Below are 20956 nucleotides of genomic sequence, written 5' to 3'. Positions count from 1 at the left end.
CGCACGTCCCGTACACCGCAGGAGCAGCCGCATGAGCGACCACGACGCCCACCCGACCGAGTCCCAGCGCCCCGTGAACGTGGTGCTGGCCGGCGGAGGCACCGCGGGGCATGTCTCGCCGCTGCTGGCGATCGCAGCGGCGGTGCGCCGCGCCGAGCCCGCAGCGCAGGTCACCGCGGTCGGCACCGCCTCGGGCATGGAGACCCGCCTGGTCCCGGCCGCCGGTCTGCCGCTGGAGACCATCGACCGCGTTCCGCTGCCTCGCCGACCCTCCGTGGATCTGCTCAAGCTGCCCGTGCGCCTGCGCGGGGCGATCGGCCAGGCCGGGCGGATCATCGACGAGAGCCGCGCCGACGTGGTGGTGGGCGTGGGCGGCTACGTCTGCACCCCCGTGTACCTGGCGGCCCGCCGTCGCGGCGTCCCTGTCGTGATCCATGAGGCCAACGCCCGCCCCGGGCTGGCCAATCGCGTCGGAGCCCGCTTCGCCGCCGTCGTGGCCACCGCATTCCCGAACACGCCGCTGAAGGGCGCCCGCACGGTGGGGATGCCCATGCGCCGGGAGATCTCGCAGCTCGACCGCGCGGCCGCCCAGAGCGGGGCCCGGCAGCGCCTCGGCCTGGACCCGGAGCGCACCACCGTGATCGTGACCGGCGGCTCCTCCGGGGCGGTGGCCATCAACCGCACGATCCAGGGGATCGTGCCGGGGATCGCCGAGCAGGGCTACCAGCTGCTGCACATCACCGGCCGCGACAAGCCCGTGCTCACCCCGGACCTGCGCCCGCTGGAGGCCGAGGGCTATCGGCAGGTGGAGTACGTCGACGGCATGCAGGACGTCTACGCCGCCGCCGATCTGCTGATTGCCCGCGCCGGGGCCGCGACCGTCTCCGAGGTGGCCGCCGTCGGACTGCCCGCGATCTTCGTGCCGCTGCCGATCGGCAACGGCGAGCAGGCGCTCAACGCCCGCTCCCTCGTGGAGGCCGGCGCCGCCCGGCTCGTCGAGGACTCCGACTTCACCCCCGAGTGGTACCGCGCGAACGTGCTGCCTCTGCTCACGGCCCCCGAGGGCCTGGCCGAGATGACCCGTGCGGCACGAGGGGCAGGCGTGCGCGATGCGGACGCGACCATGGCTGAACTGATCCTGCAGGAGGCACGACGTGAGCACTGATCCCGGAACCGGGTCCCCGAACGAGTCCATGGGCGTGGACACCGATCCCGCCGGGCTGGGGCCCACCCACCTGATCGGCATCGGGGGCGCCGGCATGTCCGCCGTCGCCCGCCTGCTGCTGGCCCACGGGGTGAGCGTCTCCGGATCGGATGCCCAGGAGTCCCGCGGGCTCGCCGCGCTGCGCGAGCGCGGGGCCCGCATCAGCATCGGGCAGGCGGCCGAGAACATCGCCGACGCCCGGACCGTCGTCGTCTCGACCGCGATCCGCGAGACCAACCCCGAGCTGGCCGCGGCTCGGGAGGCCGGGCTGCGCGTGCTGCACCGCTCCCAGGCCCTCGGGGTGGCCATGCACGGCTCCCAGGTGGTCGCGGTCGCCGGCACGCACGGCAAGACCACCACGTCGTCCATGGCGGCAGTGGCGCTGCAGGAGTGCGGGCAGGAGCCGTCGTGGGCCATCGGCGCGCACGTGGCCGATCTGGGCACCAACGCCCACCTGGGCCGCGGCCGCTGGTTCGTGGCCGAGGCCGACGAGTCCGACGGCTCGTTCCTCTCCTACGCGCCCACGATCGCCGTGGTCACGAACATCGAGCCCGACCACTTGGATCACTACGGCTCCGAGGAGGCCTTCTTCCAGGCCTTCGAGGACTTCGCGGACACCCTCCGCCCCGGCGGCACCCTGGTGGCATGCCAGGACGATTCCGGTTCGCGCCGGCTGGCCGAGGCCGTGCGCCGCCGCGGCGGCAGCGTGGTCACCTACGGCACCGATGCCTCCGCGCAGATCCGCGTGAGCGAGATCCGCACCGAGGGCATCGGCGCCACCGCCGAGCTGAGCCTGGGGGAGGGCGCCGACCTCCGCAGCCATCGCATGCGCCTGGAGGTCCCCGGCGAGCACAACGTGCTCAACGCGGCAGCGGCCTTCGCCGTCACCCAGATCGTCGGGGTCCCCGCGGAGGACGCCCTGCGGGGCCTGGCCGGTTTCCACGGCTCCGACCGCCGATTCGACCTCAAGGGAGAGGCCCGCGGCGTGCGGGTCATCGACGACTACGCCCATCACCCCACCGAGGTCCGCGCCGCGCTGACGGCCGCACGGCGCGTGGCGGGGGAGGACCGCGTCCTGGTGCTCTTCCAGCCCCACCTCTTCTCCCGCACGCAGGCCTTCGCGGGCGAGTTCGCCCAGGCCCTCGAGATCGCCGACGACGCCTGGGTCCTGCCGATCTACGCAGCGCGCGAGGACCCGGTCGAGGGCGTCTCCTCGGATCTGATCGCCGATGCCGCCGGGGACTCGGTGCGCAGCGCCTTCGACCCCCAGGAGGCGATCGCTCAGATCGCGGCCCAGGCACGGGAGGGAGATCTGGTGCTCACGGTCGGCGCCGGGGACGTCACCGCGTTCGGCCCCCGCCTGCTCAGCGCACTGGAGGACTCCGGGCAGGCCGGGGCCTCGGCCTGATGGCGGGCGGACCCCGACCCCGCCAGCCGCGCTTCGGCGGCACATCCGGCTCCCCCTCCACGCAGCGCAGACGCGAGCAGGAGCCGGTCGAGACCGCCGGCGGCGCTGAGTCCCCGTCGTCCGCCGGTGCCGAGACCCCGCGCGTGCGCGTCAACAGCCGGGACAAGGTCGCAGCGCTCGACGAGCAGCGCGAGTCCGAGTTCGAGCCCGTGCCCACAGGAGGCGGGCGATTCAGCGACTGGCGGCGCACGCTGCAGCTGGGCTCGTCCCGCTCGGGATCCGGGGGCTCGGCGCGCGACGGGCACGACGGCGATGACAGTCGTCGGCTGTCCCCGGCGCTGCGCCGCCTGGTGCGTCTGGCGGTGGCCGTGCTGATCGTGGTCCTGATCGTGTGGGGCGTGTTCTTCTCCCCGCTGTTCTCGGTGCGCTCCCTGCAGGTCGAGGGCCTCTCCCTGACCGACCAGGGGGCCGCCGAGGAGGCGCTGCAGCCGCTGGAGGGCAAGTCCATGACCCGCATCTCCTCCGAGGAGGTCGAGTCCCTGCTCACGCAGTTCCCGGCAGTCGCCTCGGTGGACACCAGCGCCAGCGGCAGCGGGACCCTGCGCGTCGAGGTCCAGGAGCGGATCCCGGTCGCTGCGGTCGAGGACGGCGACGGCTGGCAGCTCGTGGACCGCGAGGGCACACAGCTCGAGCAGCTCACCGACAGCGAGCAGAGCCAGGTCCCGGTGATCGCCGGCGGCACCGACGTGCTGGGCAGCGAGGACTGGGACACGGTCAGCTCGGTGCTGGCCTCGCTGCCCTCGTCGCTGCTCGAGCAGGTCCAGACGGCCCGCGCCGAATCGGGCGGGGTCGTGATGCTCGAGCTGCAGGACGGGGTCACGGTGCGCTGGGGCGATGACACCGACAGCGCCCTGAAGGCCGAGGTCCTGGCCGAGCTCGTGGATGCCTCGGAGGCCACCGGCGCGGTCGATGTCTACGACGTCTCCGCTCCCCGTCATCCGGTGCTGGAGTAGTCGTCCGGAGTGATTTCCTTCGACCCTCAGGTGAGTGTTGAAGGGGTGTCCCCGAATCGGGGACTCAATGCGCACAACACGCGCCGCGAACTCGTGGCGACGCCTCCTCGGTTGTTAGGCTGACTAGGAAATCAGAGCATGAGCCCTCAGGCATATATCTCGACCTTGGATCGAAGGTTGAGACTGAGGGGTCAGCGCGGACCCCACCGTCGATACAGGTCGGCGGCCCCGAATCAAGACAGGGTGATCATGGACACCACGCCCCAGAACTATCTGGCCGTCATCAAGGTCGTCGGCATCGGCGGCGGCGGCGTCAACGCCGTCAACCGCATGATCGAGGAGGGACTCCGCGGTGTGGAGTTCATCGCGATCAACACGGATGCCCAGGCGCTGCTGATGTCGGATGCCGACGTCAAGCTCGATGTCGGCCGTGAGCTGACCCGCGGCCTCGGCGCCGGCGCCAACCCGGATGTCGGCCGTCAGGCCGCCGAGGACCACCACGAGGAGATCGAGGAGGTCCTGAAGGGGGCCGACATGGTCTTCGTGACCGCCGGCGAGGGCGGCGGCACGGGCACCGGCGGCGCTCCGGTCGTCGCGCGCATCGCCCGCTCGCTGGGCGCGCTGACCATCGGCGTCGTGACCCGTCCGTTCACCTTCGAGGGCCGTCGCCGCTCGAACCAGGCCGAGAACGGCATCGAGACCATGCGCGACGAGGTCGACACCCTCATCGTCATCCCGAACGACCGCCTGCTGTCCATCTCGGACCGCAACGTGTCCATGCTGGATGCGTTCAAGTCCGCGGACCAGGTGTTGCTGTCGGGCGTGCAGGGCATCACCGACCTGATCACCACCCCGGGTCTGATCAACCTCGACTTCGCGGACGTCAAGTCCGTCATGCAGGGCGCGGGCTCCGCGCTCATGGGCATCGGCTCGGCGCAGGGCGAGGACCGTGCGGTCAAGGCCGCGGAGCTGGCGATCGCCTCGCCGCTGCTCGAGGCCTCGATCGACGGCGCCCACGGCGTATTGCTGTCCATCCAGGGCGGCTCGGACCTCGGCCTGTTCGAGATCAACGAGGCCGCTCGCCTGGTCCAGGAGGTCGCCCACCCGGAGGCCAACATCATCTTCGGCGCGGTCATCGACGACGCCCTGGGCGACAGCGCCCGCGTCACCGTGATCGCGGCTGGGTTCGACTCCCTGTCGCAGGAGACCAACGCCAACGCGAACTCGCCGGCCGCGCAGCAGGCCGCCTCGACCCGCGCCGCCTTCGGTGCAGGTGCCGGCGCTCCGTCCACCGCCTCCAGCTCCTCCGCTCAGCGCGGCGGCCAGAGCTCGGGCTTCGGCGGCTCGCAGTCGGGCTCGTGGGGCTCCAGCCCGGCGTCCTCTGCCCCGTCGAACGACGACGTCCCGGACGACGCCGGCTTCGACGTCGACCTCCCGCCGGAGACCGGTGCACCCAAGTCCTCGGGCCGCAAGGACTCGCTGGACTTCCCGGACTTCCTCAAGTGAGGTCCTGACATCGCGGATCCCGCGATGTCGTGAGCAGGAGGGCGGCGCCCCGACCGGTCGGTCGGGGCGCCGCCCTCGTCTTGTCCCGGCCCGAGCCGTCGCACGGTCAGCAGAGTCGCCGCGGCCCGCTGAGGTCCCCGAGAGCCCACCTGGGGGGGTCGGCCACTTGTGGCACTTGGGCTCCGCGAAACAGCCGCCGGACCTCCGCGGGAGATGCCGCCGCCCGTCAAGTGGCGTTCTGGTGTTCCCTCTGCCGTCGAGGGGCATGGGCGCAGCGGGGTCGAGCTCTCGCTGCTGTGACGAAGCGGCCACTCGGTGTCCACCGTGTCGTCAGGTGCGTGCGATTAGGGTCGGGCCCATGTACTGGCATTCGTCTCAGCGCCTCGGCGTCCGCACCGTGTTCACCGACAGGGACCTCGGCAATCTGGGCCTTCATGTCCCCGACGACCCCCAGGCGGTGCGCGCTCGTCGTGACCGCGCGGCCATCGATCTCGGCGTGGATCCCGCCTCCGTGCTCTATCTGGATCAGGTGCACGGCACCCACGTGGTCGATGCCGATGCGGCGGCCCCGGGCGAGGTCTGCACCGGCGACGCCGCGGTCTCCACCGCAGGACGCCCGCTCGCCGTCATGGTCGCCGACTGCGTGCCCGTGGTGCTGGTCGGCGAGCCCGGGCGCGCCGGCACCGCGCCGTTGACCGCCGTCGCCCATGCGGGTCGGCGCGGGCTGCTCGACGGTGTCCTTCCGGCGGTCGTCGAGGCTCTGCGCGCGCGCGGGGCCCAGCGCATCAGCGCGCAGATCGGCCCGTGCGTGTGCGCGCAGTGCTATGAGGTGCCCGAGCAGATGGCCGAGGAGTCGGAGCAGAGCCTTCCCGGCATCCGCACCACGACCCGCTGGGGCACCCCGGGGCTCGACCTGCCCGGCGCTGCCGCGCGCCAGCTGGAGCAGCTCGGAGTGCAGGTCGAGGTCGTGGCCGAGGACAGCCCGCGCTGCACGCTCGAGAACGAGGGACTGTCCTCCCATCGCCGCGATCCCTCCAGCGGCCGGATCGCCGGCATCGTCGTCCCCGTGTCCTGAGCCAGGCTGAACGCAGCCTCGCCGCACTGGGCGGCGCTGGCCGTGTCCTGGGTCGCACTCCGGGCATCCGACCGGCACGTCTGACGTGGCGCTGCAGGGGAGTCGGGTAGCCTGGCGGTCGACCTCCCCGCCGCTGATCCTTCCGGGTCCGGCGGCATCGGGCCGAGCCCCCCGCAGGACGCGAACCGCGCCCTGCCGATGCGGACCGCCGGGACGGTCGGAGTCGAAGACCATCATCTGCACCGCGGTGCAGATCAGAGCGAGGAGGGTCGCGCGTGAGCCAGTCGATGCGCCGAGCCATGATCCGTCTGGGCCTGGCCGAGCCCGAGGGCCACGACGAGGACTACGACCGATCGCCCGCCCCGCAGCGGCCCGAGCGCCGTTCCGCCCCGGCGCAGCCGCGCGAGGACCGCCCCTCCCTGGACGACGGTCCCCGCCGCGCGTCCGAGGACCGCGGATCCGATGGTCGCAGCGAGCCCGCCGATCGCGGTCCCCGCGACGGCGAGTCCGCGTCGCAGCTCCGCGGTGCCGAGCAGTCGCGCACCCGGCCCGCGCGCGAGCATCGCCGTGACTCCGAGTACCGAGCCCCCGTCACGCCGATCAAGCGTGCCCCCTCGACATCCCGAGAGGATGCAGACGACATGCGCACCATCACCACCGTCCACCCGCGCTCCTACAACGACGCGAAGTCGGTGGGCGAGTCCTTCCGCGACGGCACTCCCGTCATCATGGACCTGAGCGATCTGGCCGAGGCCGAGGCCAAGCGCCTCGTGGACTTCGCCGCCGGGCTGGTCTACGCCCTCCACGGCTCGATCGAGCGCGTGACCGCCACGGTGTTCCTGCTCACCCCGTCCTACGTCGAGGTCGTCGACTCCTCGGTCGGCCCGGACGAGGACCTCGACGCCGCAGAGGCCTGAGCGCCATGACGGTCGTCTTCGCGATCCTCTACCTGCTGGTGCATGTCCTGATCCTGGTCGTGCTCGGCAGGTTCGCCGTGGACATGATCCAGTCCTTCGCGCGCGGATGGCGCCCCCAGGGGGCTTCCCTGGTGCTGGCCTCGAGCATCTACGCCGTGACGGATCCGATCCTGAACCCGCTGCGGCGGCTGATCCCGCCGCTGCGCCTCGGCGGGATCGCCCTGGATCTGTCGTCGATGATCCTCATCTTCGGGCTGGTCATCCTCGAGAGCGTCTGCATCTCCCTGCTGGTGTCGGCCTGAGATCATCCGGTTCGCGTCGCCGCTCGAGTGCGCTCAGATAGGCCGCAGCTCGGGCTCAGCTGACAGTTGGGCCACAATCACAACCGTGGACGGGTCTACCAGTCTCCGGGCCCTGCCGAGCATGTAGTCTGATCCGTCGAAGGCCCCCAGTGTCGGGGCACGTCGCGCTGAGGCATCTCCTGCAGGGCTAGCAGGTACCGGACCCGCGGATCTCGTTGTCCGAAAGCGGGTTCCCCGGCTCGTGCGGCGGAACTCGACCCCATTGCTATGAGGAGAGGCACATTCCATGGCTCTGACCCCGGAAGACGTCATCAACAAGCGTTTCCAGCCGACCAAGTTCCGCGAGGGCTACGACCAGGACGAGGTCGATGACTTCCTGGACGAGATCGTCGTCGAGCTTCGTCGGCTGAATCAGGAGAACGCCGAGCTGCGCGAGCGCCTGGATGGTGCGGACGCCCCGACGGCCGCATCGGAGGCTGAGACCTCGAGCGCCGTCTCGGCTCAGGACTCCGCGCAGGAGCAGGAGACCGTCGAGCCCGTCAGCGCTCCGGTCGCCGAGCAGCCCGAGGCCCCCGGCGACGCTGCGGCCCCGGCCAAGGAGGCCCCGGCTGCTGCCCAGCCCGCTGAGGATCCCTACGTCGCCCCGGCCGAGAGCGCGGCCGGCGTGCTCGCCATGGCCCAGAAGCTGCACGACCAGTACGTCAGCGAGGGTCGCGCCGAGCGCGATCGTCTGATCGACGAGGGCCGCACCCGCGCCGACGAGCTCGTCTCGGAGGCCGAGACCACCAAGTCCCAGGTCCTCTCCTCCCTGGAGGAGGAGCGCCGCGATCTCGAGGTCAAGGTCTCGGACCTGCGCGGCTTCGAGTCGTCCTACCGCGAGCGTCTGGCCGAGTTCATCGGCGGGCAGCTCGAGGAGATCAGGACCGCCCCGTCGCTGGCCCCCGAGTCCTCCTCCGACCTGCGCTGATCCGAGCAGACGCCGCGCACCTCCCCGCACGGGGATGGTGCGCGGCGTCTGCTCGTCGTCGTACCCGTCCGGCTGACCCCGGACCGTCCCCGATCCGCCTCCCGCGAGAGAGCCCGGTGCACAACCCATGTCCTCACCCGCCTCTGGGCAGCGCCCACGCAGCACCGCCGCACGAACGCGGGGCCGGGGGGCTGCGCTGATCCTGGCGCTGCTGTGCGCCGCTGCGGTCTACGGGCTGGATCAGGGGACCAAGGCGCTCGTGGAGCGGACCATGACGCTGGGCCAGCAGATCCCCGTGATCGACGGGCTGCTGCAGTGGCACTACATCCTCAACCCGGGTGCCGCCTTCTCCATGGGCGAGGGCTTCACCTGGGTGTTCACGGCGATCATGGCGATCGTCTCGATCGGCATCCTGATCTATCTGCCGCGAGTCCGCTCGCTGGTCTGGGCGCTGAGCCTCGGCCTGGTGCTCGGGGGCGCCGCCGGCAACCTCACGGATCGGCTGCTGCGCTGGCCCGGGTTCCCCAACGGGCACGTGGTCGACTTCATCCACGTCCAGGGCTTCGCGGTGTTCAACGTCGCCGACTCCGGCGTGGTCGTGGGCGTCATCCTTGTCGCCGCGCTGATCCTCTTCGGCCGTGAGCCCGACGGCACTAGCTCCGGCCGCGACCGCACCGCCTCCGACGGGGAGACGAGTCCAGCCGCGGATCCCCGCACCGGTGCGACCCAGGACGGCGCCGTCGGTCAGGAGACGTCGAGGACCGATGCTCCCGGACGGGAGACGAGCCGATGAGCGCGGCCCCCCAGCGCGAGCAGCGCGTCCTCCAGGTCCCCGAGGAGCTGGCCGGTGCCCGGGCGGATGCGATCGTGGCCCAGCTCAGCGGGCTGTCGCGCACCGCGACCGGCAGGCTCTTCGAGGCCCAGGAGGTCGAGGTCGACGGCGCGCCGATCGCCAAGTCCCGCAAGCTCGCTCAGGGAGCTGCGGTGCACGTCCTCATGCCCGAGGAGATCGACCTGTCGGTGATCGTGCCGGAGACCGTCGACGGCTTCTCCGTGATCCACGCGGACGACGACATCGTGGTGATCGACAAGCCCGCAGGCGTCGCCGCGCATCCGTCGCCGGGATGGTCCGGCCCCACTGTGCTCAGCGCCCTGGCCGGCGCCGGGATCACCGTGAGCACCTCCGGGGCGGCAGAGCGCCAGGGCATCGTCCATCGCCTGGACGTGGGGACCTCAGGTCTCATGGTCGTAGCCCGCTCCGAGCGGGCGTACGCGGCGCTGAAGCGGGCGTTCAAGGAGCGCACGGTCGAGAAGATCTACCACACGGTCGTGCAGGGCATGCCCGATCCCATGAGGGGCACGATCGAGGCGCCGATCGCCCGGCACCCCGACTACGAGTGGCGCTTCGCGGTGATCGAGGGCGGGCGCGATTCCGTGACCCACTACGAGACGCTGGAGTCCTTCGGGCGCGCCACGCTGCTGGAGGTCCACCTGGAGACGGGGCGCACGCACCAGATCCGCGTGCACTTCAGCGCCCTGAAGCACCCCTGCGCCGGGGACCTCACCTACGGCGCCGATCCCGCCCTGTCGGCGGGCCTGGGCCTGACCCGCCAGTGGCTGCACGCGCGCCGTCTGGGCTTCGAGCACCCGGGGACGGGGGAGCGGGTCACGTTCACGTCCGAGCCTCCCGCGGATCTGAGCTGGGCGCTGGAGACCCTGCGCGACGGCGGACCGCGCTGAGGCCTGCTGGCCTCCTGCCTCGGCGGGGCCGTCGTCGTCCGGGGCGGCGCCGCACGAGGGGTGCGTGATCAGCGGCACCGGTGTCGGCCCCTGTCGCGTCGGAGGCTGCGGATAGGATCCTCGCGATGACTCAGGGCAAGGGATTCACGCATCTGCACGTGCACACCGAGTACTCCATGCTCGACGGCGCCGCTCGACTCGACGATCTGTTCGAGGCCTGCCACGCCCAGGGGATGGACTCGCTGGCCACGACCGACCACGGCTTCGTCTTCGGCGCCTACGACTTCTGGTCGCGGGCCAACAAGGCCGGGATCAAGCCGATCATCGGCGTGGAGGCGTACCTGACCCCGGGCACGGCACGCGCCGATCGCACGCGCGTGAAGTTCGCCGACGGCGGCCGCAACGACGTCTCCGGCGCCGGCTCCTACACCCACATGACCCTGCTGGCCGAGACCACCGAGGGCATGCAGAACCTGTTCCGGGCCTCGAGCTACGCCTCCCTGGAGGGCCAGCTCTACAAGCCCCGCATGGACCGGGATCTGCTCAACCGCTACGGCAAGGGCCTGATCGCCACGACCGGCTGCCCGTCCGGGGAGATCCAGACCCGTCTGCGGCTGGGTCAGTACAAGGAGGCGATCGACGCCGCCGCCGAGTTCCGGGACATCTTCGGCCCCGAGAACTTCTATTGCGAGATCATGGATCACGGCCTGGGGATCGAGAAGGACGTCCACCAGGACCTCATGAAGCTGGCCAAGGACCTCCAGCTGCCCCTGGTCGCCACGAACGACCTCCACTACACGAATGCCGAGGACGCCAAGGCGCACGCCGCCCTGCTGTGCGTGCAGTCCGGCTCCACGCTGGCCGATCCCAAGCGCTTCAAGTTCGATGCCGACGAGTTCTACCTCAAGTCGGCCGCGGAGATGCGGGATCTGTTCCGGGACTACCCGGAGGCCTGCGACAACACGCTGGAGATCGCCGAGCGCTGCCACGTCGAGTTCGACGAGACCGTCGGCAAGTTCATGCCCGTCTTCCCGGTCCCGGAGGGCGAGTCGGAGGAGTCCTGGTTCGCCAAGGAGGTCGACCGCGGCCTGGAGTTCCGCTTCCCGGACGGCGTCCCCTCGGAGGTGCGCGATCAGGCCGAGTACGAGAAGGGGATCATCCTGCAGATGGGCTTCCCCGGGTACTTCCTGGTGGTGGCCGACTTCATCACCTGGGCCAAGGCCCAGGGGATCCGCGTGGGTCCGGGGCGCGGCTCCGGCGCAGGCTCCATGGTCGCTTACGCCATGCGCATCACGGAGCTGAACCCCCTGGAGCACGGGCTGATCTTCGAGCGCTTCCTGAACCCCGAGCGCGTCTCCATGCCGGACTTCGACATCGACTTCGATGATCGTCGCCGCCCGGAGGTCATCCGCTACGTCACCGAGAAGTACGGCGACGAGCGCGTGGCCATGATCGTCACCTACGGCACCATCAAGGCCAAGCAGGCGCTGAAGGACTCCTCGCGCGTGCTGGGCTACCCGTTCTCCATGGGCGAGAAGCTCACCAAGGCCATGCCGCCGGACATCATGGGCAAGGGCATCTCCCTGGCGGATGTCTACAACGAGGATGCCAAGCGCTACGAGGAGGCCGCCGAGCTGCGAGAGGTCCTGCAGGAGGACCCCGAGTCGCAGAAGGTCTTCGAGACGGCCCAGGGCCTCGAGGGGCTCAAGCGCCAGTGGGGCGTGCACGCCGCCGGCGTGATCATGTCCTCGGACCCGCTGATCGACATCATCCCGCTCATGCGCCGCGAGCAGGACGGGCAGATCATCACCCAGTTCGACTACCCCACGTGCGAGGGGCTCGGGCTGATCAAGATGGACTTCCTGGGGCTGCGCAACCTCACGATCATCTCCGACGCCCTGGAGAACATCACCCACAACCGCGACGGCTTCGTCCTGGACCTCGAGGGGCTGGCTCTCGACGACAAGGCCTCCTACGACCTCTTGGCCCGCGGCGACACGCTGGGCGTCTTCCAGCTCGACGGCGGCCCCATGCGCCAGCTGCTGAAGATGATGCGCCCGGACCAGTACGAGGACATCTCCGCTGTGCTGGCGCTCTACCGCCCCGGCCCCATGGGCGTGAACTCGCACATCAACTACGCCCTGCGCAAGACGGGCCAGCAGGAGATCACCCCGATCCACCCGGAGCTCGAGGAGCCGCTGGCCGAGATCCTGGACCTGACCTACGGCCTGATCGTGTATCAGGAGCAGGTCATGGCCGTGGCGCAGAAGGTCGCCGACTACACCCTGGGCCAGGCGGATCTGCTGCGCCGGGCCATGGGCAAGAAGAAGAAGTCCGAGCTGGACAAGCAGAAGGACTTCTTCTTCGGCGGCATGGAGAAGAACGGGTACTCCCGGGAGGCCGCCGACACCCTGTGGCACGTCCTCGAGTCGTTCTCCGACTACGCGTTCAACAAGGCGCACACCGCCGCCTACGGACTGGTCTCCTACTGGACGGCCTACCTCAAGGCGCACTACCCGGCCGAGTACATGGCCGCGCTGCTGACGTCGGTGGGCGATGACAAGGACAAGCTCGCGCTCTACCTCAACGAGTGCCGCCGCATGGGCATCACCGTGCTGCCACCGGACGTCAACGAGTCCGTCGTGAACTTCACGCCCGTGGGGGAGGACATCCGCTTCGGCATGGCCGCGGTGCGCAACGTGGGCGCCAACGTGGTGGAGGCGATCGTGCGCGCTCGCACGTCGGAGGGGGCCTTCACGTCCTTCAACGACTTCCTCTCCAAGGTCGAGCTCGTGGTGTGCAATAAGCGAACGATCGAGTCGCTCGTGAAGTCGGGGGCCTTCGATCAGCTCGGGCACACCCGCCGGGCGCTCGTGGACGTCCACGAGCAGGCCATCGACGACGTCGTGTCCCAGAAGAAGAACGAGGCCAAGGGCGAGTTCACCTTCGACATCTTCGCCATGGGCGGGGACACCGCCGAGTCGGAGGGCGAGGGGCTGCAGGTCGAGGTCCCTGACCTGCCGGAGTGGGAGCGCAAGGACATGCTCTCCTTCGAGCGCGAGATGCTCGGGCTCTACGTCTCGGATCACCCCCTGCGCGGGCTGGACCAGGCGCTGGCCGAGCACTCGGACACCTCGGTGCAGCAGGTGCTCTCCGAGGACGGCGGCAAGCCGGACGGGGCGATCGTCACGGTCGCCGGCATGATCACCTCGGTCCAGCGCCGGATCGCCAAGTCCTCGGGCAACGCCTATGCCCGGATCGAGCTCGAGGACCGGTCCGGTTCCGTCGAGATCATGTTCTTCGGCAAGGTCTACGCCCCCATCGCGGGAGTGCTGGCCGAGGACCTGATCTGCTCGATCAAGGGCCGCGTGCAGAAGCGCGACGACGGCTCCGTGTCCATGTCCGCCATGGAGCTGACCCTGCCGGAGATCCACCCGGAGGGCCACGCCGGTCCGGTCACGATCACGGTGCCGGAGCGCCGGCTCAACGAGCAGACCGTCGGGGAGCTCGCCTCGGTGCTGCGCAGCCACCGCGGCGATTCCGAGGTCCGGCTTCGGGTCGGCACCCAGCGGGCCACGCAGGTCTGGCAGCTGCCGCCGCAGTACCGGGTCGAGGCCGGACCGGCGTTCTTCGGCGATCTGAAGGTCCTGCTGGGCCCCGCCTGCCTGGAGGGCTGAGCCCGTCGCAGAGGGGGCCGGTGCTCCCGGGGCCATCATCGCCGGGGCCTAGAATGGACGCCGTGAACGCGAATCCTGAGAACCCCGTGCCCTCCGCCGACCCCGCTGCTGCGGCCTCGTCCCAGGACCGCGCCGGGAACGGGGCCGGTCCCGTCCTGCGCACGATCGATCTGCGCGGCCAGGACCTGGCCTGGGCGCAGCTGCGCGCCGTCGTGCCTCGGCAGACCGACGTCGCCCGTCAGGACGCCGACGACACCGTCCGGGCGATCATCGCGGACGTGCGCGAGCGCGGCGCGCAGGCCCTGCGGGACTACGCCCAGCGCTTCGACGGGGTCGCCCAGGAACGCCTCAAGGTGGATCCCGAGCAGATCCAGCAGGCCGTGCGCGAGCTCGATCCGGCCGTGCGCGCGGGTCTCGAATCGGCCATCGAGCGCTGCCGCGCCTTCGCCGCCGCTCAGCGCCCGGCCGATGCCGAGATCGAGGTCGCTCCCGGAGCACGACTGGTCCACCGATGGACCCCGGTGCAGCGCGTGGGCCTCTACGTCCCGGGCGGTCTGGCCGTCTACCCCTCGTCGGTCGTGATGAACGTCGTGCCCGCGCAGGCCGCCGGCGTCGAGTCGGTCGTGCTGTGCACGCCGCCGCAGGCCGAGTTCGGCGGCCTGCCGCATCCCACGATCCTGGCCGCCGCCGGGCTGCTCGGCGTGGACGAGGTCTGGGCGATCGGCGGGGCCCAGGCCCTGGCCGCCATGGCCCACGGCGTGGTCGACGAGGGCGAGGACCGCCGTGACGTCCTGGAGCCCGTGCACACGATCACCGGGCCGGGCAACCTGTTCGTGGCGACCGCCAAGCGCCAGCTGCGCTCGGTCGTGGGCGTCGATGCCGAGGCCGGCACCACCGAGATCGCCGTGATCGCCGATGAGACCGCTCAGCCGCGCTACGTGGCCGCCGATCTGATCTCCCAGGCAGAGCACGACCCGCTGGCCGGGTCGGTGCTGATCACCCACAGCCCGCGGATCGCGCAGCAGGTCGCAGAGGCCATCGTGGAGCTGGCCGGCACGGCGCGCCACGCCGAGCGCATCCGCACGGCGCTGGAGGGCGAGCAGTCCGGCGTGGTGCTCACCGACAGCCTCGAGGCCTCGATCGCCGTGGCCGATGCCTACGCCGCCGAGCACCTCGAGATCCACACCGAGGATCCGCGCGCCGTGGCGGCCAGGGTGCGCAATGCCGGGGCGATCTTCGTGGGCCCGTACAGCCCGGTGCCGCTGGGGGACTACGCGGCCGGTTCCAACCACGTGCTGCCCACGGGTGGCTCTGCCGTGCACGCCCAGGGACTGTGCACCACGAGCTTCATGAAGGCCGTGCAGATCATCGAGTACGACCGGAACGCCCTGCTGCACCTGGAGCCGGCGATCTCGGCGCTGGCCGAGGCAGAGGACCTGCCCAACCACGGCGTGGCCGTCACGGTGCGCGCGCAGGATTCCGCCGAGCCCGCCGCCGACACGGAGGGCTGAGCATGCACTGCCCGTTCTGCCGCCACCCCGACTCCAAGGTCGTGGACTCGCGCACCACCGACGACGGCGCCGCGATCCGGCGCCGCCGCCAGTGCGCCGCGTGCAAGCGGAGATTCTCCACCATGGAGACCACCACCATCTCGGTGATCAAGCGCTCGGGGGTCACCGAGCCGTTCGAGCGCCAGAAGATCGTCTCCGGCGTGCGCAAGGCATGCCAGGGCCGGCCGGTGAACGAGGACGACCTGGCCAAGCTGGCTCAGGAGGTCGAGGAGTCGGTTCGCGGGGCCGGGATCGCCGAGATCGAGGCCGACGAGGTCGGGCTGGCCATCCTCAAGCCGCTGCGCCGCCTGGATGTGGTGGCCTATCTGCGCTTCGCCTCCGTGTACCAGGCTTTCAGCGACCTGGACGACTTCGAGAACGCGATCGAGGTGCTGCGCTCCGAGCGCGCCGCCCAGTCCAACGGCCAGCAGGCGCTCGTGGATGACGGGGTGGCCGCGCCGCGGCGCTCCAAGCGGCGCGCCTCCGCCGAGCGGCGCACGTCGGCCGAGCGCAGGCGGGCCGCTCAGCCTCCGGAGACCGAGCAGAGCCCCGAGCAGGAGCGGCTGCTGTGACGGGAGCATCCCGGGCCTGACCTGGGGCTGCGCCGCGGGTTCCGCCCTCGGCGATCACCGCCTTGCAGGGGACCGGAGACGGCCTGTATAGTCAATGCATAAGGCCCGTCAGGGGTTGCGGAGGGGAAGCCGCGAACCCTGACGGGCCTTTGCAATGCCCGGATGCTGCCGGGGCCCGAGCGCTGTCGGGAGGGAGCCGGACTCAGCCCGCGGCGTGGCGGCGCTGATCCTCCTCGGCCCACAGGGCGGCGCCCACGATGCCCGCGTTGTTGCGCAGCTGAGCCACCTCCACGGGGGTCTCGAGCTCGAGCAGCGGCAGGAACTTGTCCGACTTCTTGGACACGCCGCCGCCGACCACGAACAGGTCGGGGGAGAACAGCATCTGCACGTGCTCGAAATAGGGCTGCAGGCGGTGCGTGGCCCACTTCTTGAAGGACAGCTCCTGCCGCTCGCGCGCCACGGCCGAGGCCCGGGTCTCGGCGTCGTGGCCGTCGAGCTCCAGGTGCCCGAGCTCGGCGTTGGGCACCAGATGCCCGTCCATGATCAGGGCGGCACCGATGCCCGTGCCCAGGGTGAGCATGATGACCAGTCCGTCGACGCCCCTGCCGGCGCCGTAGCGGGCCTCGGCCAGGCCGGCGCCGTCGGCGTCGTTGAGGGCGGCGATCGGACGGCCCAGCGTCTCGGAGAAGGTCTCGGCGATGTTCGCCCCGACCCACGACTCGTCGATGTTGGCCGCCAGCTTGGTCACGCCGTTCTTGACGATCGACGGGACGATCACGCCGATGGGCGATCCCGGCTCCGGGGCACCCTCGCGGTCCTGCAGCACGGCGACGATCTCGCCGATGACCTTGCCGACGGCTTCCGGCGTGGCCGGCTGCGGCGTGGGGATGCGGTAGCGCTCCCCGATCAGATCGCCGACCTCCAGGTCGACGATCCCGCCCTTGATGCCGGTGCCGCCGACATCGATCCCGATGAAGCGACGCGCGCTCGAGGCCGAGCCCGCGGACGGGGCCGGGGGAGTGGTGTCATCGTCGCGGACTCCCGAGTCCTTGACGACGTCCTCGGCGGTGATCTTCTCCGCGGGCTTGGCGGGGGTCTTCTTGGCGGCCATGTCGGCTCCCTTCGATGGGCGGTGCAGGCTCAGGCGGCCGTGGGCAGCGTCAGGACATCCACGCCGTCCTCGGTGACCACCATGGTGTGCTCGAACTGGGCGGTGCGCCGCCTGTCGGCGGTGGTGATCGTCCAGTCGTCGTCCCACTGCTCCCACTGGATGGATCCGAGAGTGAGCATGGGCTCGATGGTGAAGATCATGCCCGGAACGATCTCCGTGGCATAGGAGGGCGCGGCATCGTAATGCGGGATGATCAGCCCGGTGTGGAATTCGTGGCCCACTCCGTGGCCCGTGAAGTCGCGGACCACGCCGTATCCGAAGCGCTGGGCGTACTTCTCGATGACCCGTCCGATGACGTTGATCTCGCGGCCCGGACGCACTGCCTTCATGGCGCGGTTCAGCGACTCCCGTGTCCGCTCCACGAGCAGGCGGGACTGCTCGTCGACCTCGCCCACCAGGAACATGGCGTTCGTGTCGCCGTGCATCCCGTCCTTGTAGGCCGTGACGTCGAGGTTGATGATGTCGCCGTCCTCGAGCACGGTGGAATCCGGGATGCCGTGGCAGATGACCTCGTTGAGCGAGGTGCAGATCGACTTGCGGAAGCCGCGGTAGCCCAGGCAGGACGGATACGCCCCGTGATCGCACATGTACTCGTGGGCGATGCGGTCCAGCTCATCGGTGGTCGTGCCCGGCACGCAGGCCTTCCCGGCCTCCTGCAGGGCGTCGGCGGCGATCGTGCCGGCGGCCCGCACCAGCTCGATCTCCTCCGGGGTGTAGATGTTCGAGCACTTGCCCTCGTCGGGATCCTTCTTGCCCACGTACTCGGGCCGGACGATGCCGCCGGGCACCTGGCGCGACTTCCCGATGGCTCCGGGGCGCAGGCGTCCGAGCGGGGCGGCGCCGGGCTCGGCGGGGAGGTTGTGGGACGGGCTGGACACGGGGATCGGCGCTCCTTCTGGTCAGGGGTTCTCGACGGCGCTGCGTCGGGTGGTCTTCCTCCCAGCCTAGTTCTCCGGGCCGACGCCGCTGCGGGACCGGTCGACCGGGCAACGGGGCGGCGTGCCGCGGACGGAGCAGGCCGTGCGGATCACGGTGGGGGATACTGGCAGCGGAAGTGCTCGCGCAGCGAGCCGGCCGCAGGGCCCTGGAGCCATGCGGCCGCACGACGACACCGGGAAGGCGGGTCGCCTCATGGAGTACTGGTACAACCTCAGCAGCGGTCAGATCGAGCAGGGCCAGCAGTCGGACTACAGCCAGCTGCTGGGCCCGTACGCCTCGGAGGCCGAGGCGCGCAAGGCGCTGGAGACCGCGGCGGCCAAGTCCAGGGCCTGGGACGAGAAGGAGCGCGAGTTCCGCGACGACTGAGCGGGCTTCGTCTGCTCCGAGGACGTGGACGGGCCCCGACGGCAGCGCTGCCGTCGGGGCCCTCGTCGTCCCGTGCCTCGCAGCTGAGCTCTCAGGCCACGTGCCTGGCCGGCTCGGACCTGCTCAGGGGCAGCTTCAGAAGGTGTGCTCGGGGCCGGGGAAGGAACCGTCGCGGACGTCGTCGGCATAGCGGGTCACGGCGTCGGTGATCGTGGAGCGCAGAGCGGCGTACTGACGCACGAACCGCGGGACGCGTCCGCCGTTGAGACCCAGCAGGTCCTGCCACACGAGCACCTGCCCGGTGGTCGCAGCCCCTGCGCCGATGCCCACGGTCGGCACGTCCAGAGCGGCGTCGACCTCCTGCGCGGTCTGCGCCGGGACCATCTCGAGCAGCACGGAGAACGCCCCGGCCTCCTGGAGGGCCAGAGCGTCGTCGAGGACCCGTCGGGCCGCCTCGCCGCGGCCCTGGACGCGGTAGCCGCCCAGGGCGTGCTCGGACTGCGGGGTGAAGCCCACATGGCCCATCACGGGGATCCCCGCGCGCACCACGGCGCGGACGTGCTCGGCCAGCGCGACGTCCGCCTCGATCTTCACCGCGTGGACCCCTCCCTCCTTGAGCAGCCGCACCGCCGAGCGCACGGCCTGCTGCGGGGACTCCTCGTAGGAGCCGAAGGGCAGGTCGGCGATCACCAGGGCACGACGGGCGGAGCGGGAGACCGCAGCCGAGAGCATGATCATCTGCTCGTGTGTCACCGGCAGGGTCGAGGACTCCCCGAAGACCGTGCTCCCGGCCGAGTCGCCGACCAGGAGGGTGTCGATGCCCGCGGAGTCGAAGATCTCGGCGAGCATGGCGTCGTAGGCCGTGAGCATCGTGAAGCGCTCGCCGGTCTCCTTGGCCTCCTGCAGGTGCCGGGTGCGCACCCGGCCCACGCTGCGCAGCCCCGGTGCGCTGCGCTCGGCGGCGCCCGCGGGAACGGAAGCGCTGTTGGGGTAGGGCGCGGTGTCCGGGCGATCTGCGGCGTGATCCGAGGAAGCTGCATCAGTCATGCGACTCAGGGTACGCGCAGGACACGGCGCGCCCCCATCGCCGTCCGAGCCGGCCGATATGCTGTGATCCGGCACCGCACCGGGTCGTCATCGGCGACGGCCCCTCGCCTTCGCGGGCGAGCTCTCGAGCCTAAGGAGACCCCATGGACCGTCAGCAGGAGTTCGTGCTGCGCACCATCGAGGACCGCGACGTCCGCTTCGTGCGCATGTGGTTCACGGACGTGACGGGCACGCTCAAGTCCGTGGCGCTCGCCCCGGCGGAGGTCGAGTCGGCCTTCGAGGAGGGACTGGGCTTCGACGGCTCCTCGATCGAAGGCTTCTCGCGGGTCACGGAGTCGGACATGCTCCTTCAGCCGGATCCCTCGACCTTCCAGATCCTGCCGTGGCGCGGTGAGGATCAGCCCACGGCCCGCATGTTCTGCGACATCCTCACCCCGGACGGCGAGCCGTCCATGGCGGATCCCCGCGGTGTGCTCAAGCGCGTGCTGGCCAAGGCCACCGAGCAGGGCGTCACCTGCTACACCTCCCCGGAGATCGAGTTCTACCTCCTGGAGTCCTCGCGCCTGGATCCTGCCACGGGTGAGCCCACGCCGGTGGACAGCGAGGGCTACTTCGATCACACCCCGGGCGGCGTGGTGCAGAACTTCCGCAGGGACGTCGTGCTCATGCTCGAGGAGGTCGGCATCTCCGTCGAGTTCTCCCACCATGAGGCCGGCCCGGGCCAGAACGAGATCGACCTGCGCTACGCCGATCCGCTGCAGACCGCGGACAACATCATGACGTTCCGCACGATCGTCAAGGAGTCGGCGCTCAAGCACGAGTCGTACGCGACCTTCATGCCCAAGCCGTTCGGCAATCACCCCGGTTCGGGCATGCACACGCACTTCTCCCTGTTCGAGGGCGACACCAACGCGTTCTTCGAGGCGGGTGCCGAGTTCCAGCTCTCGCGCGTGGCCGGGCACTTCATCGCCGGCGTGCTGCGCTACGCCCCGGAGATGGCGATCCTGACCAATCAGTTCGTGAACTCGTACAAGCGGCTGTGGAGCGGGGATGAGGCTCCCTCCTACGTCTCCTGGGGCCACAACAACCGCTCCGCACTCGTGCGGGTGCCGCTGTACAAGCCGGACAAGGTGCAGTCCGCGCGCATCGAGTACCGCGGCCTGGACTCGGCGGCCAACCCGTACCTGGCCTACGCCGGCGTGCTGGCCGCCGGCCTGCGCGGGATCGAGGACGAGCTGGAGCTGCCTGAGGTCGAGTCGGACGATCTGAGCGCCATGTCCAGCGCCGAGCGCCGCGTGGCCGGGCACGAGCCCATGCCGGGCTCCCTGCACGAGGCGATCCGACTGGCCGAGGAGTCCGAGTTCATGGCCGATCTGCTCGGCGAGCAGGTCTTCGGGCACATCATGCGCAACAAGCGCGCGGAATGGGACTCCTACCGCACGGTGGTCACCCGCTACGAGCTCGAGACCAATCTCGGCCTGCTCTGAAGAACGGAAGGCGCT

General features: G+C 70.6%; 18 protein-coding genes. 15 read left to right on the top strand and 3 right to left on the bottom strand.

Translation table 11 applies throughout. From position 1 onward, the window contains the following. Positions 1–31: 31 nt before the first annotated feature. The 13 genes from murG to nrdR all read left to right on the top strand — a co-directional run bounded on the left by murG (position 32) and on the right by nrdR (position 15931). Positions 32–1165 (top strand): undecaprenyldiphospho-muramoylpentapeptide beta-N-acetylglucosaminyltransferase, encoded by a 1134-nt coding sequence (gene murG / locus QSJ40_RS08220; RefSeq protein ID WP_278857003.1) that lies wholly within the window; start codon positions 32–34, stop codon positions 1163–1165. Beyond that, the gene (murC, locus tag QSJ40_RS08215) at positions 1155–2612 is read left to right on the top strand and encodes a UDP-N-acetylmuramate--L-alanine ligase (protein ID WP_082330944.1); all 1458 of its coding nucleotides are present in this window, start codon (positions 1155–1157) and stop codon (positions 2610–2612) included. Before murG ends, murC begins: the two co-directional genes overlap by 11 nt. Next, the gene (locus QSJ40_RS08210; RefSeq protein WP_285730090.1) at positions 2612–3625 is read left to right on the top strand and encodes a cell division protein FtsQ/DivIB; all 1014 of its coding nucleotides are present in this window, start codon (positions 2612–2614) and stop codon (positions 3623–3625) included. The genes murC and QSJ40_RS08210 overlap by 1 nt, the downstream gene beginning before the upstream one ends. Positions 3626–3874: 249 nt before the next feature. After that, positions 3875–5131 (top strand): cell division protein FtsZ, encoded by a 1257-nt coding sequence (gene ftsZ, locus QSJ40_RS08205; RefSeq protein WP_285730089.1) that lies wholly within the window; start codon positions 3875–3877, stop codon positions 5129–5131. Between the two features lie 358 nt (positions 5132–5489). After that, a complete protein-coding gene (locus tag QSJ40_RS08200; protein ID WP_259870233.1) occupies positions 5490–6206 on the top strand; it encodes a purine nucleoside phosphorylase YfiH/LACC1 family protein in 717 nt (238 codons plus the stop codon). 275 nt (positions 6207–6481) lie between these two features. Further along, positions 6482–7123 (top strand): cell division protein SepF, encoded by a 642-nt coding sequence (locus QSJ40_RS08195; RefSeq protein WP_259870231.1) that lies wholly within the window; start codon positions 6482–6484, stop codon positions 7121–7123. 5 nt (positions 7124–7128) lie between these two features. After that, on the top strand, positions 7129–7425 hold the full coding sequence (locus tag QSJ40_RS08190) for a YggT family protein (protein ID WP_006214841.1): 297 nt from the start codon (positions 7129–7131) through the stop codon (positions 7423–7425). Between the two features lie 286 nt (positions 7426–7711). Next, entirely contained in the window at positions 7712–8392 is a 681-nt protein-coding gene (locus tag QSJ40_RS08185) for a DivIVA domain-containing protein (protein ID WP_259870225.1), read from the top strand. A 127-nt stretch (positions 8393–8519) separates the two neighbouring features. Further along, positions 8520–9185 (top strand): signal peptidase II, encoded by a 666-nt coding sequence (gene lspA, locus QSJ40_RS08180; protein WP_251715353.1) that lies wholly within the window; start codon positions 8520–8522, stop codon positions 9183–9185. Next, on the top strand, positions 9182–10132 hold the full coding sequence (locus QSJ40_RS08175) for an RluA family pseudouridine synthase (RefSeq protein WP_259870221.1): 951 nt from the start codon (positions 9182–9184) through the stop codon (positions 10130–10132). Before lspA ends, QSJ40_RS08175 begins: the two co-directional genes overlap by 4 nt. Before the next feature lie 125 nt (positions 10133–10257). After that, the gene (gene dnaE / locus QSJ40_RS08170) at positions 10258–13809 is read left to right on the top strand and encodes a DNA polymerase III subunit alpha (RefSeq protein ID WP_006214845.1); all 3552 of its coding nucleotides are present in this window, start codon (positions 10258–10260) and stop codon (positions 13807–13809) included. A 62-nt stretch (positions 13810–13871) separates the two neighbouring features. Further along, complete coding sequence (gene hisD / locus QSJ40_RS08165) at positions 13872–15320, top strand: histidinol dehydrogenase (RefSeq protein WP_285730076.1); 1449 nt, start codon at positions 13872–13874, stop codon at positions 15318–15320. Positions 15321–15322: 2 nt separating this feature from the next. Further along, positions 15323–15931 (top strand): transcriptional regulator NrdR, encoded by a 609-nt coding sequence (gene nrdR, locus QSJ40_RS08160; RefSeq protein WP_053447501.1) that lies wholly within the window; start codon positions 15323–15325, stop codon positions 15929–15931. Between the two features lie 202 nt (positions 15932–16133). On the opposite strand, the gene ppgK is transcribed toward nrdR, so the two are convergent. Together ppgK and map are read right to left on the bottom strand one after the other, a co-directional pair. After that, positions 16134–17042: a polyphosphate--glucose phosphotransferase gene (gene ppgK / locus QSJ40_RS08155; RefSeq protein ID WP_231861258.1), complete on the bottom strand. Its 909-nt coding sequence runs from the start codon at positions 17040–17042 to the stop codon at positions 16134–16136. Positions 17043–17071: 29 nt separating this feature from the next. Continuing rightward, positions 17072–17980, bottom strand: coding sequence for a type I methionyl aminopeptidase (gene map, locus QSJ40_RS08150; RefSeq protein ID WP_137802314.1), 909 nt, complete (start codon positions 17978–17980; stop codon positions 17072–17074). A gap of 214 nt (positions 17981–18194) precedes the next feature. Here map and QSJ40_RS08145 point away from each other — a divergent pair, with 214 nt between their 5' ends. Further along, positions 18195–18407, top strand: a complete 213-nt coding sequence (locus tag QSJ40_RS08145) for an SPOR domain-containing protein (protein ID WP_285730070.1) — start codon at positions 18195–18197, stop codon at positions 18405–18407. A gap of 135 nt (positions 18408–18542) precedes the next feature. Here QSJ40_RS08145 and panB read toward each other — a convergent pair whose 3' ends face one another. Next, positions 18543–19454: a 3-methyl-2-oxobutanoate hydroxymethyltransferase gene (gene panB, locus QSJ40_RS08140; RefSeq protein ID WP_053447498.1), complete on the bottom strand. Its 912-nt coding sequence runs from the start codon at positions 19452–19454 to the stop codon at positions 18543–18545. A gap of 143 nt (positions 19455–19597) precedes the next feature. Between panB and QSJ40_RS08135 the strand changes: the two genes are divergently transcribed. Next, entirely contained in the window at positions 19598–20941 is a 1344-nt protein-coding gene (locus QSJ40_RS08135; protein ID WP_053447497.1) for a glutamine synthetase family protein, read from the top strand. The last annotated feature ends 15 nt before the right edge of the window (positions 20942–20956 follow it).

The sequence above is a fragment of the Kocuria sp. NBRC 114282 genome (genome assembly GCF_030268385.1).
GTDB lineage: Bacteria > Actinomycetota > Actinomycetes > Actinomycetales > Micrococcaceae > Kocuria > Kocuria palustris.
Note: the sequence above shows the minus strand (reverse complement) of the source record. Positions and strands in the feature narration are given on the sequence as shown.

Coding starts and splice junctions, on each gene's coding strand:
- murG (WP_278857003.1), top strand. CDS start 32: ATGAGCGACCACGACGCCCACCCGACCGAGTCCCAGCGCCCCGTGAAC.
- QSJ40_RS08210 (WP_285730090.1), top strand. CDS start 2,612: ATGGCGGGCGGACCCCGACCCCGCCAGCCGCGCTTCGGCGGCACATCC.
- ftsZ (WP_285730089.1), top strand. CDS start 3,875: ATGGACACCACGCCCCAGAACTATCTGGCCGTCATCAAGGTCGTCGGC.
- QSJ40_RS08200 (WP_259870233.1), top strand. CDS start 5,490: ATGTACTGGCATTCGTCTCAGCGCCTCGGCGTCCGCACCGTGTTCACC.
- QSJ40_RS08190 (WP_006214841.1), top strand. CDS start 7,129: ATGACGGTCGTCTTCGCGATCCTCTACCTGCTGGTGCATGTCCTGATC.
- QSJ40_RS08185 (WP_259870225.1), top strand. CDS start 7,712: ATGGCTCTGACCCCGGAAGACGTCATCAACAAGCGTTTCCAGCCGACC.
- lspA (WP_251715353.1), top strand. CDS start 8,520: ATGTCCTCACCCGCCTCTGGGCAGCGCCCACGCAGCACCGCCGCACGA.
- QSJ40_RS08175 (WP_259870221.1), top strand. CDS start 9,182: ATGAGCGCGGCCCCCCAGCGCGAGCAGCGCGTCCTCCAGGTCCCCGAG.
- dnaE (WP_006214845.1), top strand. CDS start 10,258: ATGACTCAGGGCAAGGGATTCACGCATCTGCACGTGCACACCGAGTAC.
- nrdR (WP_053447501.1), top strand. CDS start 15,323: ATGCACTGCCCGTTCTGCCGCCACCCCGACTCCAAGGTCGTGGACTCG.
- ppgK (WP_231861258.1), bottom strand. CDS start 17,042: ATGGCCGCCAAGAAGACCCCCGCCAAGCCCGCGGAGAAGATCACCGCC.
- QSJ40_RS08145 (WP_285730070.1), top strand. CDS start 18,195: ATGCGGCCGCACGACGACACCGGGAAGGCGGGTCGCCTCATGGAGTAC.
- panB (WP_053447498.1), bottom strand. CDS start 19,454: ATGACTGATGCAGCTTCCTCGGATCACGCCGCAGATCGCCCGGACACC.
- QSJ40_RS08135 (WP_053447497.1), top strand. CDS start 19,598: ATGGACCGTCAGCAGGAGTTCGTGCTGCGCACCATCGAGGACCGCGAC.